The organism is Actinomadura chibensis NBRC 106107, assembly GCF_001552135.1.
Lineage (GTDB): Bacteria > Actinomycetota > Actinomycetes > Streptosporangiales > Streptosporangiaceae > Spirillospora > Spirillospora chibensis.
Genome location: NZ_BCQP01000067.1, coordinates 36,491 through 52,646, shown reverse-complemented (window position 1 = coordinate 52,646; position 16,156 = coordinate 36,491). Strand labels below are relative to the sequence as shown.

The following is a 16,156-nucleotide window of genomic DNA, read 5'->3' as shown; positions in this document are numbered from 1 at the left end:
GTCCCCCTTACTGGGCGCCGAAGTAGGCTTCGGCGAGACGGGCCGAGCCGGTCAGTTCGGCGAGCGTGCCCGAGGCGGTGATCTCGCCGAGTTCCATGAAGTACGTGTGGTCGGACAGTTCGCGCACCACATCGAGGTTGTGTTCGACCAGGCAGACGGTGCGGCCCTCGTCTCGGACGGCGGCGACCATCGCGAGCATGGTCTCGACCCAGGTCGCGTCCACGCCGGACGCGGGTTCGTCCAGTAGCAGGACGTCCGCGCGGGTGGCGAGGGCCCGTGCCAGGGAGACGAGTTTCGACTGCCCGTAGGAGAGCGCGTCGGCGGGCGTTCCGGCGTGGTCGGCCATGCCGACGAAGTCGAGCCATTCCATCGCCCGCGCGGCGACGGCGCGGTCCGCGCGGGAGACGCCGCGGCCGGGGACGAACAGGCGGCCGAGGCGTTCGCCCGGCTGGTCGGGGACGGCGAGCATGACGTTTTCCAGGCAGGTCAGCCGGTCGAGCAGCCGGACGTCCTGGAACGTGCGCACCAATCCGGCCCGGACGATCAGGTCCGGGCGCATCTCGACGAGTTCGGCGCCATTCAGCCGCACCGATCCCGTGTCCGGGACGACGGTGCCGGTGAGCAGGTTGAACGCCGTCGTCTTCCCGGCGCCGTTCGGGCCGACGAGCGCCGTGATCGTGCCGCGCCGCAGTTCGAGGGCGATGTCCTTGGCGGCGGTGATGCCGCCGAAGCGCTTGGACAGGCCCTCCGCCCGCAGCACGACCTCCGCGTCGGCGTAGGCGACGGGGCCGGACGGTGAGCGCGGCGTCACCTTCGCGCGCGCGGTGGCAGGCGGCGCCACGCGCTTGGAGCGTTCGGGGAACAAGCCCTGCGGCCGGACGATCATCACGAGCACCAGCAGCGCCCCGTACAGCACCACCTGCCACAACGCGGCCTGCGTGCTCTGCACGCCGAGCACCTCGCGCAGCACCGGCTCGATCATCGTGAGCACGGCACCGGCCACGACCGAGCCGACCAGGTTGGCGTTGCCGCCGACGATCACCATCGCGAAGACCGCCATGGCGAGCGGGAACCCGAACGCGGACGGTGTCGCCTGCCCGAGCCAGCCCGAGTACACGCCGCCGACGAGCCCGGTCAGCCCGCTGGTGATCGCGAAGATGCCGACCTTGCGGCCGAAGGTGTTCTTGCCGAGCGCGCGGGTCGCGACGGTGTCCTCGCGGATGCCCTTGAGGACCCGCCCGTACGGCGATTCGCCCAGCCGGTGGCACACCGCGAACACCAGGACGAGCACGACCGCCGACGGGATCAGCCAGTCGGACGGGCCGTCCAACTCGAAGCCGAACAGCCGCAGGCCGTCGACGCCGGTGAGGCCCATGACGCCGCCGAGCGAGTCGAACGTGGCGAAGACGCCGATGATCCCGAGCGAGAACGCGAGCGTCATCAGGATGAGGAACTCCTGCGCGAGCCCGAGCGCGATCAGCCCGATGACCACGCCGAACGCCGTCGCGACCAGCACGGCGACCGCCAGCGACGCGAGGTAGGGCCAGCCGTGCTCGCCCGCGAGGAAACAGACGGTGTACCCGCCGACGCCCGCGAACGCGGCGTGCGCGACGGAGACCTGCCCGGCGTAGCCGACGAGCAGGTTGACGCTGACGGCGAGCGCCGCGAGCAGCAGCGCCTGGTCCAGATAGTTGATCCACATGGCGTCAGGCCCTCCGCAGCGACACGGAACGGAACCGGGGCAGCCGCCCGCGGACCGCGAGGAACGCGAGGTACCCGGCGAGGACGGTGAACACGGCGGTCTGCGTCCATTGCAGCGACAGCCAGATCGACGCCCACTGCTCCAGCAGCCCGAGCCCGATCCCGACGGGCAGGGCACGCAGCGGGGACGAACGCGTCCCGGCCAGGAACGCGACCACGAATCCGTAGATGACCGTCGTGTCGCCCATGGTCGGCTGCACCGTGTAGAGCAGGCCGTACCAGAGCGCGCACGCGCCGGAGACCAGCCCGGCGATCGCGAAGCAGACGAGGTTGACCCGGCGGACGCTGATCCCCAGCACGGACGCCAACCCCGGGTTGCTGCGCACCGCCTTGATCGAGCGTCCAATCGGGGTGAAGGCGAGGAACGCCGCGAGCCCGGCGATGAGGACGAGGCACGTCGCCACCTGGTCGATCTCGAAGTTGGAGATCCGGACCGGGCCGACGTCGTGGCGCACCTGGTCCGGCCCGTAGAACGGCAGGCTGCTGGTCCCGAACTTGAGCTGGAGCAGGGCGATGCCCGCCGTGCTCACGCCGATCGACGTCACCAGCACCGCGAGCATGGCGCGGTCGGCGGCGCGGCGCGCGACCGGCTCGTACACCCCGGCCTCCAGCAGGACGCTGACGGCGACCGCCGTGCCGAGCCCGATCAGCGCGGACGGCCAGAACGGCACGCCGAGACCGTCCATCACCCAGAAGGCGACGTAGGGCGCCACCGTGTAGGTCAGCGCGTAGGCGAAGTGGAAGCGGGTGGTGACCCCGATGACGAGCGCCAGCCCGGCCCCGAGCGCCGCGTAGAACGCGCCCCGGACCAGGCCGTTCGCGGTCAGCTGCCAGAGTTCGGCGTCCAGCAGGTCATGCATGGCTCCTCCGGAATCGAGGCGCGGGGGACGGCCCCGGCGGGCCGTCCCCCTGGAGACCGATCAGTCCGCGAGGCGGAAGTCCTGACCCTTGACGTCGTAGGTGGCGAGCGGCTTGACCTTGCCGTCCTTGTACTCGAAGACGCCCATCGGACGCTTCGCGACACCGTGGGTGGCGAGGTCGATCTGGAGGGCGCCGACCGTCCCGCCGTCGCCGCCGTAGACCGACGCGAACTTCGGGTCCTTCTCCAGCGCGGCCTTGAGCTGGGCGCTGTCGGACGGGTCTCCCCCGGCGGCGACGACGCGGCGGACGAGGTCCCAGACCATCAGGGTCTCCTCGTAGGCGTTCGCGGCGTAGAAGTCGGCGGGCTCCCCGTACGCCTTCTTGTAGGCGTCGGCGAACAGCTTGGCCAGCGGGTTGGACGGCTTGGACGCGTCGAAGTAGTCCATCGCGAACTTGAAGCCGTCCTTGTCGAGCACGCCCTTGGACGCCTTGACGGCCTCCTGCGTGAACTCGATCCCGAGCAGCTCGCTGCCGATCCCCGCGCTCCTGGCCTGCGCGACGAACGCGCCGGGCGCGGCGCCGCCGAAGGCGACCCAGAGCAGGTCGGGCTCGTTCTTCTTGACCTTGGAGATCATGCTCGCGTAGTCCTGCGAGCTGGGCGAGACGGTCTCCCACAGGCCGTTGAAGGTGAGGCCCGCGGCCTCGATCTTCGCCTTCATGTCGGCCTGGATCGCCGCGTTCAGCGGGCCGAGGTCGACGCCGACGAGGCCGACCGTCCGGCCCTTGGGGTTGGTGCGCTTGAACCACTCCAGCGCGCCGGGCACCGCGTCGGACGGCGCGACCTCGCGCGTCCCGTAGAAGTACTGGGTGCCCTTGGTGAAGACCTGGGCGCCGCCGACGCCGTCCAGGCTGAGGATCTTGCTCTTGTCGGTGTCGGCGAGCATCGCGCCGAGCCCGTCGCCCATCGAGGTGATCTTGGCGGGGACGCGTTCGGCGGCCAGCTCGGACGCGGCCTGCTTGGCGGCGACGGGGTCGGGGCCCTTGATGTCCTTGACGCTCAGCGTGATCGTCGGGCCGCCGGCCGCCTTGATCTGCTTGGTCGCGAGCTCGATGGCGTTCTTCATCGACGCGCCGTTGCCGGCGGACGGGCCGGACAGGGTCAGCGCGGCGCCGAGCTTGAACTCGACCGTGCCGCCGAGGTCGGTCCCGTCCTTGATGTTCAGGAGTTTGACCAGGTCGGTGGCCTGGCTCTGGGCGTCCTCGGCGCTGACTCCGGCATCGCCGGAGCCGCAGGCCGCGAGGGTCGCCGCGGTGAGCGCGGCGACGACGGGGGCGATCAGCCGCCGCCGACGCCGGGCGGTCGGGCCGCGGTGTCTGGTGCGAGGGGTGGGCATCCGGGTGGGCATCGTGTTCTCCGTTTCGCTGACCAACGCCGCGGCGTTGCCAGGAACCACAAGCGTCCGAGAAAATCCGTACTGATCACTACACTCACTGGAGTGATCACTACAGGGACGCAAGCCGACCGTACCCATGATGTGATGGGCGGCACAACCCCCTGCCGGGGCCGAGTTTCCAAAGGCCAGAGGAGTAGAAGCGGATGCGGAAGACGGCGCGTCGCCATCAACGGGGCGAGGAGTCGAGGTCGCGGATCCTGGAGGCGACGCTCGCGATCGCCGCCGAACGCGGCTATGACGGCACCTCGATCGCCTTGGTCACGGAGGCGACCGGGCTTCCGGCGAGCTCCGTCTACTGGCACTTCCGCAACAAGGACGAGCTGCTCGCCGAAACCCTGGAGTTCAGCTACCGCCGCTGGCGCGAGACCGCCCCCACCTGGCAGGACCGGATCGGCATCTCCGACCCGGCCGAGGAGATCCGGGACCGGTTGCAGCGCGCCTCGCACGCGATCGCCGACCAGCCCGAGTTCTGGCGGCTCGGGCTGATGCTCGGGCTCGCGAACCGGCCGAAGGAGCCCGCCGCGCGGCGCCGCTACATCGAGGTGCGCGGCGAGACCCGCGCCGCCATCCGCGACTGGTGGGAGCAGGTCCTCCCGGACGGCGCGCCGGAGCGGGCGCGCGAGGTCGCCGACCGGATGTCCCGGTTCCACCTCGCCGTCATGGACGGGCTCTACATCGGCGTCCACTCGGGCCGGGGCTGGAACCTGGAGCGGATCGTCGACCTGATCGCGGCGGGCGTGCACGCACAGGCCCTGACCTGGCTCGGCGAGGCGGCGTGAGCACGATGCCGACCCCGTCCAAGCCCACGTCCAACTCCTCCGACGAGCAGGAGATCTCCCGGGTGCGCATCCTGCGCGCGGCGGCCGAGATCGCCTCGGAACTCGGCTACGAGGGCACGACGATCTCCCGCGTCACCAAGCGCTCCGGCCTCCCGGCGAGCTCGGTGTACTGGTTCTTCCGCGACAAGGACCACCTGATCGCGGAGGTCGTCCGGCACAGCTTCGAGCAGTGGATCGCCGCGCAGCCGCGCTGGGAGCGCGACCCGCGCGACGAGCGCCCGCTCGCCGACGGGCTGCGCGCGATCCTGTCCCGCTCGGTGCGGACGCTGCCCGGCGCGCCCGACTTCCTCCGGATCGGGCACATGCTGCTGCTGGAGTCGCGCGAGGTGGAGGCGGAGGCGCGGCAGTACTTCCTCGCCACCCGCGACGCCGTCGCCAACAGCATCGCGGCCTGGTTCACCTCGTACTTCGACGCCGAGCTGCAGGCCCGGCGGCCCGAGCTGGCGATGGACCTGGCGCGGATCGTGCTGGCCTCGACGGACGGGCTGTTCCTCGCCCACCAGATCCACGACGACTGGGACCCGGACGACTTCATCGAGATCATCGTCGCCATCGTCGAGCAGGCCGTCGCGGCCTGAGCCGGGACCCCGGCGCCAACGAGACGGTTGTCACGCCGGGGTCTCTCGTGGCAATCTCTGTAGTGATCGCTACAGGGAGGAGTTCCGTCATGCCGCTGACCGCCAACGGGGACGGCGCGCCGGTCATCGATCAGGCGCGCTTCCGCCACGTGCTCGGCCGCTACCCGACCGGCGTCGTCGTCGTGACCGCGCTCGACGCGGCGGGCACGGCCCTCGGCATGACCGTCGGCTCGTTCACCTCCGTCTCGCTCGACCCGCCGCTCGTGGCGTTCCTGCCGGACAAGAGCTCCAGCTCGTGGCGGGCGCTGCGCGAGTCGGGCGAGCGGTTCTGCGTGAACGTCCTGTCGGCCGCGCAGGAGGACGTCTGCCGCGCCGTCGCGATGCGCAAGACGGACAAGTTCCACGACATCGGCTGGCACCCGTCCCCCGCCGGGAACCCGATCATCGACGGCGCGGTCGCCTGGATCGACTGCGTCACCGAGCAGCTCCACGACGCCGGGGACCACCAGATCGTCGTCGGCCGGGTCGAGCACCTCCAGCTCGGCGACGACGACACCCCGCTGCTGTTCCACCGCGGCGCCTACGGGACGTTCACCCCGCACTAGCGCTTTGGCAGGTGTTGGCCGTGTCGGCGGGGTCCGGCCGGGGACGACCATGGTCATCCACCGAGGAGGTTGCGATGTCGTCTCCCAAGCGTCCCTTCCTGATCTGCGCCGGGCTCGCCGCGCTGGTCGTCGGGCTGTCCGGCTCCCAGCTCCCGGCGGCGGCGGCCTTACCCGCACGGGCCCCGGCCACCGCGCCCGGGTCCGGGGTGCGGGACGTCGTGTTCGCCGTCCACGGCGGCGCGGGCTCGCTGCCGCGCGGCAGCATCACGCCCGAGCAGGAGAAGGCGTACCGGGACGGGCTCACCAAGGCCCTGCGCACCGGCTACGGCCTGCTCAAGGACGGCAAGCCCGCGCTCGACGCGGTCGAGAAGGCGGTCAACGTCCTGGAGGACGACCCGCTCTTCAACGCGGGCAAGGGCGCGGTGTTCAACACCGACGCCGAGCAGGAGCTGGACGCCTCGATCATGAACGGCAGGGACCAGCGGTCGGGCGCCGTGGCGGGCGTCCACCACACGAAGAACCCGATCTCCCTCGCCCGGCTGGTGATGGAGAAGTCGCCGCACGTCTTCCTCGCCGGGAAGGGCGCGGACGAGTTCGCCCTCCGCAACGGCGTCCCGTACACCACGCAGGACTACTTCTGGACGCAGCGCCGCTGGGACCAGCTCATGGCGGCCAAGGGACAGGCCAAGGGGAACCCGTCCGAGGTGGGCGGGACGGTCGGCGCGATCGCCCTGGACGGCTCCCGCGACATGGCGGCCGCGACGTCCACCGGCGGCCTGACGAACAAGGAGGTCGGACGGGTCGGCGACTCCCCCGTCATCGGCGCCGGGACGTACGCGAACAACCGCACCCTCGCCATCTCCTGCACCGGCACCGGCGAGGTCTTCATCCGGGGCGTCGCCGCGCACGACGTGTCCGCGCTGATGGAGTACGCGCACCTGCCCGTGACCAAGGCCGCCGCCACGGTCGTCAACCAGAAGATCACCGCGCTGGGCGCGACCGGCGGCGTCATCGCGCTGGACGGGCGCGGCACCCTCGCCACCCCGCACAGCACGAAGGGGATCATCAACGGCTACGTGACGAAGGACGGCGGGATCGTCACGCGCCTCTACGACGACGAGACCCCGGCCGAGTAGGACCCGGTCAGTCGAAGGAGGCGATGGCGCGGGCGTGCTCGCCGAGGACGTGCGCGAGCAGCGCCGGGACGCGGGCGCCGTCGCCCGCGTCCGGGAGCACCTCGGGGGTCAGCGTCCAGTCGATGCCCACCCACGAGTCGCCGACCGTCCCGTCGCTGGACGGCAGGTTGTTGCACGACTGGCGGAGCCGGATCGCGCGCACCGACTCGGCGGCCGGGGTGTCGGACTCGACCAGCAGCACGGGGACGCCGACCAGCGGCCCGTCCTCCACGAGGCGGAGCAGGTGGTGGGCGTCCTCGCCGTCCAGGGCGGCGCCCGCGTCCATGATCACCACGAGCCGGACCGGCGGCCCGGCGGCGGCCGGGTCGTCGTCGGAGCCGCCGATGCGGCGCAGGTCGACGAGGTCGAGCAGCCGCCGTACCCGCTCGGCCGCGGCCGGTCCGGTCGCGACGCCGCCGCCGAGCAGGCGCGCGGCGCCCGGATCGAAGGAGTTCAGCATGCGCGCGCCCGACAGCCCGGTCGCGTCGATCACCTCCAGCCCGACCAGCCCCGGCGGGACGGCGGCGAGGAACCGCGTCACCAGCGACCAGGCGTAGGCCGCCGCGTCGCCGGGCGCCGTCCCGCCGGAGATCCACACGCCGCCGCGCCACGGGACGCGCAGCACGAGCGGCACCCGGAGGTCGGGCAGCTCGGCGGTGGACAGGCGGCCGAGCAGCATCCCCTCCGCCAGGTCGGTGCGGGGCCGCCAGGTCAGCCAGGACGGCGCGTCGAACGGCGCCGCCTCGGCCGTGACGTGCGGCTCCACCCGCGCCAGCTCGTCGCGGAGCTGCGCGGCGTCGTCGCGCAGCCGCCGGTCGGCCGCCGCCATGAGCTCGTCGAACCGGCCGCGCGGCGCCCGCCCGGTCACCTCGTCGTTGCGGACGTTCAGCGCGTGCTCGGTGGACGCGCGGAACGCCGCCACCGAACGGCTCGCGTCCTCCCAGACGAGCCAGCACCGTTCGAGGTACCCGACCTCCGAGGAGGACGGTCCGGGCGACGAAGGAGGCCCGGTTGGCGGGCCGGGCGGCGCGCCGAGGGACGGGCCGGGCGGCGCGGCGCCGAGGCCGGGCTCGGCCGCCTCGCCCGGGTCGTCCACCTCGACGCCGTGCGCCTCGACCAGCTCGGCCAGCCCGCCCGCGTAGCCCTGCCCGACCGCGCGCACCTTCCACCGGTCGGCGCGCCGGTACACCTCAAGCCCGATGATCGCCTTCTCCGCGCCGAGGCCCGCGACGGTGAACCCCGCCACCGCCTCGCCGCCCGCGACGGCGACCTGCACCCGCGGCGGCGGGACCGTCCCGAACGAGACGCCGCCGCCGGTCAGGCTGACCGCCACCAGTACCGCCCGGACGTCCGCCGGGACCGCGTCGAGGTCCAGCTCGACGCGCTGCCGTCCGCCGCCGTCGGCCCACCGCACGCCGGGGGCCTCGGGCGCGTTGAAGAACACGAGGTCGTCGTCGGACCGGACGCGCATGTCCGGCCCGACCAGCAGCGCGCTGACGTCCACGGGCACGGCGCAGGACACCGTGACCGCCACCCGGCGCGCGGGCAGCGGCGCGTTGGCGCCGGACGAGAGTTCGAGCATCGGCGGTCAGGCCAGGCCGGTGATGGTCGGCAGCATGTCCTCGAAGGTGCGGCCGTGGCACGGCTCGCCGATCGCGTTCATCTTCCACGCCTCGCCGTGCCGGTAGAGGCGGGCCATCACCATGGCGGTGTGCGCGCCGCCGCCGGTCAGCGTGTAGCGGGCGAGCTCGCCGCCGTCGGTCTCGTTGACGAGGCGGCAGAACGCGTTCTCGACCTCGTTGAACGTCTGCCCGTTGAACGAGCTGACGGTGAACACCAGCGACGTGACGTGCACGGGCAGCCGCGTCAGGTCGACGATCACCGACTCGTCGTCCCCGTCGCCCGCCCCGGTCAGGTTGTCGCCGGTGTGCCGGACGGACCCGTCGTCGCTGGTCAGCTTGCCGAAGTACACCACGTCCGCGATGCGGCCGTCGGCGAAGAGCACGCAGGACGCGTCGAGGTCGATCTCCCGTTCGCGCGAGCCGAAGAAGCCCTTCTTCTTCACGGCGTCCCAGCCCAGGCCCATGCGGACCATGCGCAGCGCCCCGCCCGGCTTCTCCAGCGAGATCCGCTGGCCCTTCGTCATAGAGACGGTCACAGCCGTCGCCTCCTCATGTCCCCAGAACGGCGACCCGGTCCCCCGAAAGGCGGACCAGGTGCGACGAAAGCCTGGCAGCCCGGCCCGCCGTTGTCATCCCGTTCGCCCGCCCTGGTCGTTCTCGCCATGAGCAGAACTGTCGTACCCGTCCGGCATGCTCCCCGCCATGTCCATCCACGTGCCCGGCCGCCTTTCCAAGCCCCTTTCCCGCGCCGCTTTGATAGCGCGCCGAATCGGCGGCGCCGCGTAGAACCGCCCGAGCCCGAACGACAAACACGGCTTCTGACATCCAGGACATGTGTGACAATTGGGGCGGCTGTGGCGCTTCCTGATCATGGGCTCGGCCGTGAACGGAGAAGCATCGTGAAGCGTACGTTGATCGGGGTGTCGGTCGCCGCCGTGGCGGTGGCCGGAACGGTGACCTGGACGGTCTCCGCCCACTCGAATGCCACGCGGGCGGCGGAGGAGAAGCCGGGCCGCGGCCGGGTACAGGCTAGGGCGCTCGCCGAACTCCCCGCGGCCGGGGCCGGGTCCGGAGCCAAGGCCGGACGCAAGGTCGTCGGCCTGCCCGCCGCGCGGACGGAGCCGTTCAGCCTGGTCGGCGTCACCTGGGACAGGCCGCGCGACGAGCTGCGCGGGACGGTCCGCCTCCGCACCCGCGACGCCCGCACCGGCGCCTGGTCGGGCTGGCGGTCCGTCGAGCCCGCGTCCGCCGACGCCCCCGACCGGGGCGGCCGCGGCGGCACGAGCGGGCTGTGGGTCGGGCCGTCCGACGGCGTCGAGGTGCGCGTCACCGGGCAGGGCCGCACCCTCCCGGACGGCCTGCGCGTCGACCTGGTCGACCCCGAGACCGGCCGGACGGTCGCGCCGAAGCCCCGCGCCGCCGCGCCCGGCGCCGGGACCGGGATGAGGCTCGTCGCCGCGACCACCCCGCTGGCCGGGCCGGTCACCGCGCCGAAGCCGACGATCGTGCCGCGCTCCGGGTGGGGCGCGGACGAGTCGATCGTCCGGAACCCGCCGACGTACGACTCGTCGGTGAAGGCGGCGTTCGTCCACCACACGGACACGGGCAACGACTACACGTGCGCGCAGTCCGCGTCCGTCGTCAGGTCGGTGTTCCTGTACCACGTGCAGAGCCAGGGCTGGGACGACATCGGCTACAACTTCCTCGTCGACAAGTGCGGCACCGTGTTCGAGGGACGGGCCGGGGGCGTCGAGCGTCCCGTCCACGGCGCGCACACCTACGGGTTCAACACCGACAGCACGGGGATCGCCGTCCTCGGCACCCACACCGCCGCCGACGACCCGACCACGCCCGGCGTCGCGCCGACCAAGGCGTCGCTCGACGGCGTCGCGAAGGTGGCGGCGTGGAAGCTCGGGCTGACCGGCGTCGACCCGACCGCGAAGACGACGCTGACCTCGAACGTGCCGGACGGCAAGTACCCGCAAGGGCAGCAGGTCGAGTTCTACACGATCTCCGGGCACCGCGACGGGTTCGCGACCGCCTGCCCGGGCGCGCAGCTCTACGCCGCGCTTCCCGCCGTCCGGACGGCGGCGAAGCAGATCACCGTCCCGGCGCTGGCCGCGACGCTGACCGGCGCGAAGGCCGCCGGGGGCCGCTACTACACGACCGGCCCGGCCACGCTGAACTGGACGCCCGCCGACGGCGCGTCCTACACCGTGAGCGTGGACGGCGCGACCGCCGCGTCGCCCGCCGCCGGGGACGCGTCCGCGACGGTGAACCTCGCGCCCGGCACGCACGCGGTGCAGTTGAACGCGACCTTCGCGGACGGCACGACGTCCGCGTCCCCGCAGTTCACGGTGGTCGCGGACACGACGCGCCCGACCGTGTCGTCCCTGGCGCTCGCGCTGCGCAGGTCGACGGTGAACAGCACCGCGATCCCGGTCACGTTCGGCTGGAAGGCGACCGACAACACGCTGCTCGCCGCGCTGAAGGCGACGTCCCCGGCCGCGAAGACGTTCACCCCGACCACGACGAGCTGGGCGGCGAGCGCGAAGCCGGGCGCCACCCAGTCGTGGGCGCTGGCCGCCGCGGACGCCGCGGGCAACACCGGGACGGCCGCCCTCAGCCGCTACGCGGGCGGGATCAGCGAGGGCTCGGCGCGCCGCACCGGCACCTGGAAGGTCACGACCACCAAGTACTACCTGGGCGGGCGCGGCCTCTACAGCGGTTCCAAGGGCGCCAGCGCCAGCTGGACGTTCACCGGCCGCACCGCCGGGCTGATCTTCAAGCGGGCGACCAACGTCGGCGCCGTGTACGTCTACGTGGACGGCGCCAAGATCGGCACGCTGGACACGCGGGCCTCGTCCACCGCCTACCGCCAGCTCCTGTGGACGCGCACCTGGAGCACCAGCGGCAAGCACACGATCAAGATCGTCGTCGCGGGCACGACGGGACGCCCGACGGTCGGCATCGACGGCCTGGTCTACCTGCGCTGACACGCGGGTCGGAGCGGGCGGGGGCGCGAGGCCCCGCCCGCTCCTCACCTCTTACCGCTTGAGCAGCGACCGCATCTTGGCGATCTCAGCGGACTGCGACGAGACGATGTCCCCCGCCATCCGCTTCGCCGCCGGGAACCGCCCCGACGCCTGCTCGGTCTTCGCCATCTCCACGGCGCCCTGGTGATGCTCGATCATCATCTCCAGGAAGGACGTGTCGAAGGCCCGGCCCTTCGCGGCCTCCAGGTCCTTCATGTCCTTCGCGGACATCATGCCGTCCATGCCGCCGTGGTGCATGGAGCCCGTCCCGGACGGCGGCACGGCCACGCCCCAGGACGTCAGCCAGCCGGAGAGCCGGGTGATCTCCGGGTCCTGCGCCTTCTTGATCGCGGCGGCGAGCCGCCCGACCTCGGGCGAGGACGCCCGGGTCGCGGCGAGGTCCGCCATCTCGATCGCCTGCCGGTGATGCGGGATCATCATCTGGGCGAACATGACGTCCTGCCCGTTGTGCGCCTCGGACCGCGTCCCCGCGCTGGAGGACGAACCGGGCCGCATCGAATGCTCCGGCATCGAGCCGGAGTCGTCGTCACCGCAGGCCGTCAGCGCGACGGCGAGCACGGGGACGACGGCGAGCGCGAACACGCGCTTCATCGTGGAACCTTCCGTGTCGAGTTCTGTGCCGGACCGTCCGGCGCACGCCGACGAACGCGTGCGCCGCGGCCCTGTCACAGCCGCAACACGCTCAACAGATGCAGGGACGGTGCCGGCGGCGGCCGCCCGCCCCGCAGGGTCCGGACGAGAACCGCCGCCCGCGGGACCGGGACGACCCGGTCGCGCGACCGCAGAGCCAGCAGCACGGCGGCGGCGACGAGCACGACCATGCTCAACATGGCCAGGCACACCTGGCCGCCCGGATGGTGGTCGCCCGAGTCGTCGGGGACCGCCGGAGCCTGGTCGGCGCCGTGCTGCCCGGCGCTCATCGACGTCAGCGGCACCCCGGACATCTCCGTCTGGTTCGGCGACGCCTGGAACCCGTGCATCGCCAGCACGCAGAACAGGAGGAACAGGCCGACGGGCAGCAGGAGGGACCGCTCGTCGCGGCGCCGTGCCGCGTCCCTCAGCCGTCGCACCCGCCACTCCCGAGCCGTCCGTCTCCGGGGCCAGGGTAGTCGACGATCACGGCCGGGCGACGACATCAGGGCATGGGGCCGGGGCCGCCGGGCAGGCGCGGCAGCTCGTCCGCGACGGCCTCGGCGGCGATGGCCGTGATCCGCTCGCGCTCGCCGGGGTCGGACATCAGCCGCCGCAGCGCCGCGCGGAGCCGCGCCAGGTCGGCCCCCTCCGGCGGCGCGGACGCCGGGCCGATCCGCAGCATCCCGCTCAGCCTGGTGCGTCCCCGCGCGCAGCGGCTCTTGACCGTCCCGGGCGGGACGGCGAGGACCTGGGCCGCGTCGTCGACGGAGTAGCCCATCATGTCGACCAGGACGACCGCCGCGCGCTGCTCGAACGGCAACCGTCCCAGGGCGGCGTGGATGTCGAGGGACTGGACGTGCGCGTCCGTCGGATCGGGCATGACCGGGGCGACGGAGTCGAAGGCGGCGGCGTCCCCCAGCGGCGTCGCGGGCCGGGCGGCCCTGCGCCTGACCCGGTCCAGGCAGGCGTTCACGACGATCCGGTGCAGCCAGGTGGTGACGGCGGTGTCGCCGCGGAACCGTCCGGCGGCGCGGAACGCCGACAGGAGGGCGTCCTGCAACGCGTCGGCGGCCTCCTCCGGATCGCCCAGCGTGCGCAGCGCGACCGCCCACAGCCGGTCGCGGTGGCGGCTCACCAGTTCGGCGAACGCCTGCGGGTCTCCCTCGGCGTGGCGGCGGAGCAGCTCGTGGTCGGCGACGGCGCCCGGGGCCGCGCCGGGCCGGTGGTCGCGCTGGTGGGCGGCGTCCTTGCTCACAGCTCGCCCTCCATCCAGTAGGTGAAGTCTTCGCCGAGATCGCGCCGGAGCCGTCCCCTGGCGCTCTCCAGGTACTTCGTCACCGTGCCCTTGCTGATACCCATTCTGGACGCCGCCTGCGACACGGAGTGGTCGGCCAGGTAGAACAACCGCGCGGCCGTGCCCTCCCGCGCCGGGAGCCTGCCGATGGCCTCGTCGAGGACGAGCCGCAGCTCCGGGCTCGCCACCCGCCGGACGGGCTCGGGGTGCGCCGCGAGCTCGTGCGGGTCGGGGTGCGGGACGCACCTGCCGCCCTCCCTGCCGAGCAGCTTCCGGGTCCGGTTCTCGGCGACCCGGTACAGGTAGGCGCGCGGGCAGTCCAGCCCGCGGACGTGGAACCAGCGGAGCCGGGTGGCGAGGAAGCTGTCCTGGACGACGTGCTCGGCGAGCGTCCGCGAGGCGCCCAACCGCACGAGGTGGTTCTCCAGCCGCGCGGCGTGGGCGACGAAGAGCTCGCAGATCTCCTCGTCGTACTTCGCCCGGAGGTGGGCGGGTTCCTCCTTCACGGCGCCGGATCCGCCTCGAGGTCCGCCGGCGCCTCACCGTACGCGCGGCGCTGCCGCGGCGCCCCTCCCACCGCAAGGGTGACCGCGCCGATGTCCGTCACGCGTCCTCCCGGGTCCCGTCGTCTCATCCTCACCGTCTACAGGCCGCGGGGCGGGGGGATGATGGGGCGTTCGCGCGGACTTTTTTCGCGGGCCCCCCGAAGACCGATGAGTTTTCGGGACATTCCGGGTCTGATCCGGCATGAAGACTACCTCTGAGCGCGCGGGGCGGACGCCCGCCGTCGTGCGGCTGCTCGTGCTCGCGACGTTCGTCGTGATCCTCAACGAGACGATCATGATCAACGCCATCCCGCGGCTGATGACGGACCTGCGGATCGGGGAGCAGGCGGCGCAGTGGCTCTCCACGGCGTTCATGCTGACGATGGCCGCCGTGATCCCGGTGACCGGGTGGTTCCTGCAGCGGGTCAGCACCCGCCGCGCCTACGCCACCGCGATGGGCGTGTTCCTCGCCGGGACGGCGCTCGCCGCGGTCGCGCCGGTGTTCGAGGTGCTGCTGCTGGCGCGGATCGTCCAGGCGTCCGGGACGGCGGTCATGATGCCGCTGCTGATGACGACGCTGATGACGGTCGTCCCGGAGAAGGACCGGGGACGCGTGATGGGCAACGTGACGATGGCGATCTCGGTCGCGCCCGCGCTGGGACCGGCGGTGTCCGGGCTGATCCTGCAGCTCGGCTCGTGGCGGCTGCTGTTCGCGGCGGTGCTGCCGATCGCCGCGCTGATCACCTGGCGCGGGCTCGGGAGTCTGGAGGACGTCGGGGAGCCGCGGCCCGGCACGATCGACTGGTTCAGCGTCGTCGCGGCGGCGGGCGGGTTCGGCTCGCTCGTCTACGGGCTCAGCCGGTTCGCCGAGGGCGGGACGGCGCTGCCCACGGCGATCGTCGCGACCGGGCTCGTCCTGATCGCGGTGTTCGCGGCGCGGCAGCTCCGGCTCCAGCGGCGCGGCACCCCCCTGCTGGACCTGCGCGTCCTGCGGCACCCGACGTACGCGCTGTCGCTGCTGCTGATGGCGCTCGGGTTCATGGCGATGCTCGGCTCGATGATCCTGCTGCCGATCTACCTGCAGAACCTGCGCGGCCTCTCGCCGTTGCAGACCGGCCTCCTCGTCATGCCGGGCGGCCTCGCGATGGGCCTGATCGGCCCGAGCGTCGGACGCCTCTTCGACCGCTTCGGCGCCCGGGTGCTGATCGTCCCGGGCTCGGTGGGGATCAGCCTCGCGCTCGCGGGCTTCACCCGGATCTCGCTGACGATGCCGTACTGGCAGGTGCTCGGCCTGCACGCGCTGCTCATGATCTCGCTGGCGACGACGTTCACGCCGGTGTTCACGCTCGGGCTGGGCGCGCTGCCGACGCGGCTGTACGCGCACGGCAGCTCGATGCTCGGCACGCTCCAGCAGGTCGCCGCCGCGTTCGGCACCGCGCTGGTCGTGACGGTCATGTCCGGGCGCGCCGAGAGCCGCGTCGCCGCGGGCGTCGGGCAGGCCGCCGCCCAGCTCGACGGGATGCGGCTGGCGTTCGTCATCAGCGCCGTGCTGGCGGCGGTGATGGTCGGGGTCGCGGTGCTGCTGCCTAAGCGTCCGAAGGCCGTTGTGGAAACGGCCGTCCCGGACGACGCCGCCGAACTCGACGCGGCTCCCGGCGCGGGTCTCGAAACCGTCCACTGAACTGCGGCGACGGTTCTTTTCAAAATTGGTCTGATCTTCCCGGAACTTCCTG

General features: G+C 72.6%; 15 protein-coding genes. 6 read left to right on the top strand and 9 right to left on the bottom strand.

Annotated elements, in window-relative coordinates; genetic code table 11:
* Positions 1-7: 7 nt before the first annotated feature.
* From ACH01S_RS34710 to ACH01S_RS34700, 3 genes are read right to left on the bottom strand one after another with little or no spacing between them, the layout of a single operon-like run.
* Positions 8-1,702: a branched-chain amino acid ABC transporter ATP-binding protein/permease gene (locus tag ACH01S_RS34710; protein ID WP_067902039.1), complete on the bottom strand. Its 1,695-nt coding sequence runs from the start codon at positions 1,700-1,702 to the stop codon at positions 8-10.
* Between the two features lie 4 nt (positions 1,703-1,706).
* A complete protein-coding gene (locus tag ACH01S_RS34705; RefSeq protein WP_067902037.1) occupies positions 1,707-2,621 on the bottom strand; it encodes a branched-chain amino acid ABC transporter permease in 915 nt (304 codons plus the stop codon).
* A 60-nt stretch (positions 2,622-2,681) separates the two neighbouring features.
* Positions 2,682-4,028, bottom strand: coding sequence for an ABC transporter substrate-binding protein (locus ACH01S_RS34700; protein ID WP_067902035.1), 1,347 nt, complete (start codon positions 4,026-4,028; stop codon positions 2,682-2,684).
* A gap of 191 nt (positions 4,029-4,219) precedes the next feature.
* On the opposite strand from ACH01S_RS34700, the gene ACH01S_RS34695 reads away from it, so the two are divergent.
* The 4 genes from ACH01S_RS34695 to ACH01S_RS34680 all read left to right on the top strand — a co-directional run bounded on the left by ACH01S_RS34695 (position 4,220) and on the right by ACH01S_RS34680 (position 7,234).
* Complete coding sequence (locus tag ACH01S_RS34695) at positions 4,220-4,855, top strand: TetR/AcrR family transcriptional regulator (RefSeq protein ID WP_067902032.1); 636 nt, start codon at positions 4,220-4,222, stop codon at positions 4,853-4,855.
* A gap of 5 nt (positions 4,856-4,860) precedes the next feature.
* Complete coding sequence (locus ACH01S_RS34690; protein WP_067902106.1) at positions 4,861-5,493, top strand: TetR/AcrR family transcriptional regulator; 633 nt, start codon at positions 4,861-4,863, stop codon at positions 5,491-5,493.
* An 89-nt stretch (positions 5,494-5,582) separates the two neighbouring features.
* Positions 5,583-6,098, top strand: a complete 516-nt coding sequence (locus ACH01S_RS34685) for a flavin reductase family protein (RefSeq protein ID WP_067902030.1) — start codon at positions 5,583-5,585, stop codon at positions 6,096-6,098.
* A 74-nt stretch (positions 6,099-6,172) separates the two neighbouring features.
* A complete protein-coding gene (locus ACH01S_RS34680; protein WP_083981485.1) occupies positions 6,173-7,234 on the top strand; it encodes an isoaspartyl peptidase/L-asparaginase family protein in 1,062 nt (353 codons plus the stop codon).
* A 7-nt stretch (positions 7,235-7,241) separates the two neighbouring features.
* On the opposite strand, the gene ACH01S_RS34675 is transcribed toward ACH01S_RS34680, so the two are convergent.
* Positions 7,242-8,855 carry a TerD family protein gene (locus ACH01S_RS34675; RefSeq protein ID WP_067902028.1) on the bottom strand — a complete coding sequence of 538 codons (1,614 nt, stop codon included), beginning with the start codon at positions 8,853-8,855 and terminating at the stop codon, positions 7,242-7,244.
* 6 nt (positions 8,856-8,861) lie between these two features.
* On the bottom strand, positions 8,862-9,431 hold the full coding sequence (locus ACH01S_RS34670) for a TerD family protein (RefSeq protein WP_067902026.1): 570 nt from the start codon (positions 9,429-9,431) through the stop codon (positions 8,862-8,864).
* Between the two features lie 363 nt (positions 9,432-9,794).
* Between ACH01S_RS34670 and ACH01S_RS34665 the strand changes: the two genes are divergently transcribed.
* On the top strand, positions 9,795-11,891 hold the full coding sequence (locus tag ACH01S_RS34665) for an N-acetylmuramoyl-L-alanine amidase (protein ID WP_148344515.1): 2,097 nt from the start codon (positions 9,795-9,797) through the stop codon (positions 11,889-11,891).
* Positions 11,892-11,942: 51 nt separating this feature from the next.
* On the opposite strand, the gene ACH01S_RS34660 is transcribed toward ACH01S_RS34665, so the two are convergent.
* The 4 genes from ACH01S_RS34660 to ACH01S_RS34645 all read right to left on the bottom strand — a co-directional run bounded on the left by ACH01S_RS34660 (position 11,943) and on the right by ACH01S_RS34645 (position 14,384).
* Positions 11,943-12,542, bottom strand: a complete 600-nt coding sequence (locus ACH01S_RS34660; RefSeq protein WP_067902023.1) for a DUF305 domain-containing protein — start codon at positions 12,540-12,542, stop codon at positions 11,943-11,945.
* 74 nt (positions 12,543-12,616) lie between these two features.
* Positions 12,617-13,021, bottom strand: a complete 405-nt coding sequence (locus ACH01S_RS34655) for a DUF6153 family protein (protein ID WP_067902022.1) — start codon at positions 13,019-13,021, stop codon at positions 12,617-12,619.
* A 65-nt stretch (positions 13,022-13,086) separates the two neighbouring features.
* Positions 13,087-13,839 (bottom strand): RNA polymerase sigma factor SigM, encoded by a 753-nt coding sequence (gene sigM, locus ACH01S_RS34650; RefSeq protein WP_083981484.1) that lies wholly within the window; start codon positions 13,837-13,839, stop codon positions 13,087-13,089.
* Positions 13,836-14,384 (bottom strand): RNA polymerase sigma factor, encoded by a 549-nt coding sequence (locus ACH01S_RS34645; protein WP_067902021.1) that lies wholly within the window; start codon positions 14,382-14,384, stop codon positions 13,836-13,838. The genes sigM and ACH01S_RS34645 overlap by 4 nt, the downstream gene beginning before the upstream one ends.
* A 241-nt stretch (positions 14,385-14,625) precedes the next feature.
* On the opposite strand from ACH01S_RS34645, the gene ACH01S_RS34640 reads away from it, so the two are divergent.
* Positions 14,626-16,104 carry an MDR family MFS transporter gene (locus ACH01S_RS34640; protein WP_067902020.1) on the top strand — a complete coding sequence of 493 codons (1,479 nt, stop codon included), beginning with the start codon at positions 14,626-14,628 and terminating at the stop codon, positions 16,102-16,104.
* The last annotated feature ends 52 nt before the right edge of the window (positions 16,105-16,156 follow it).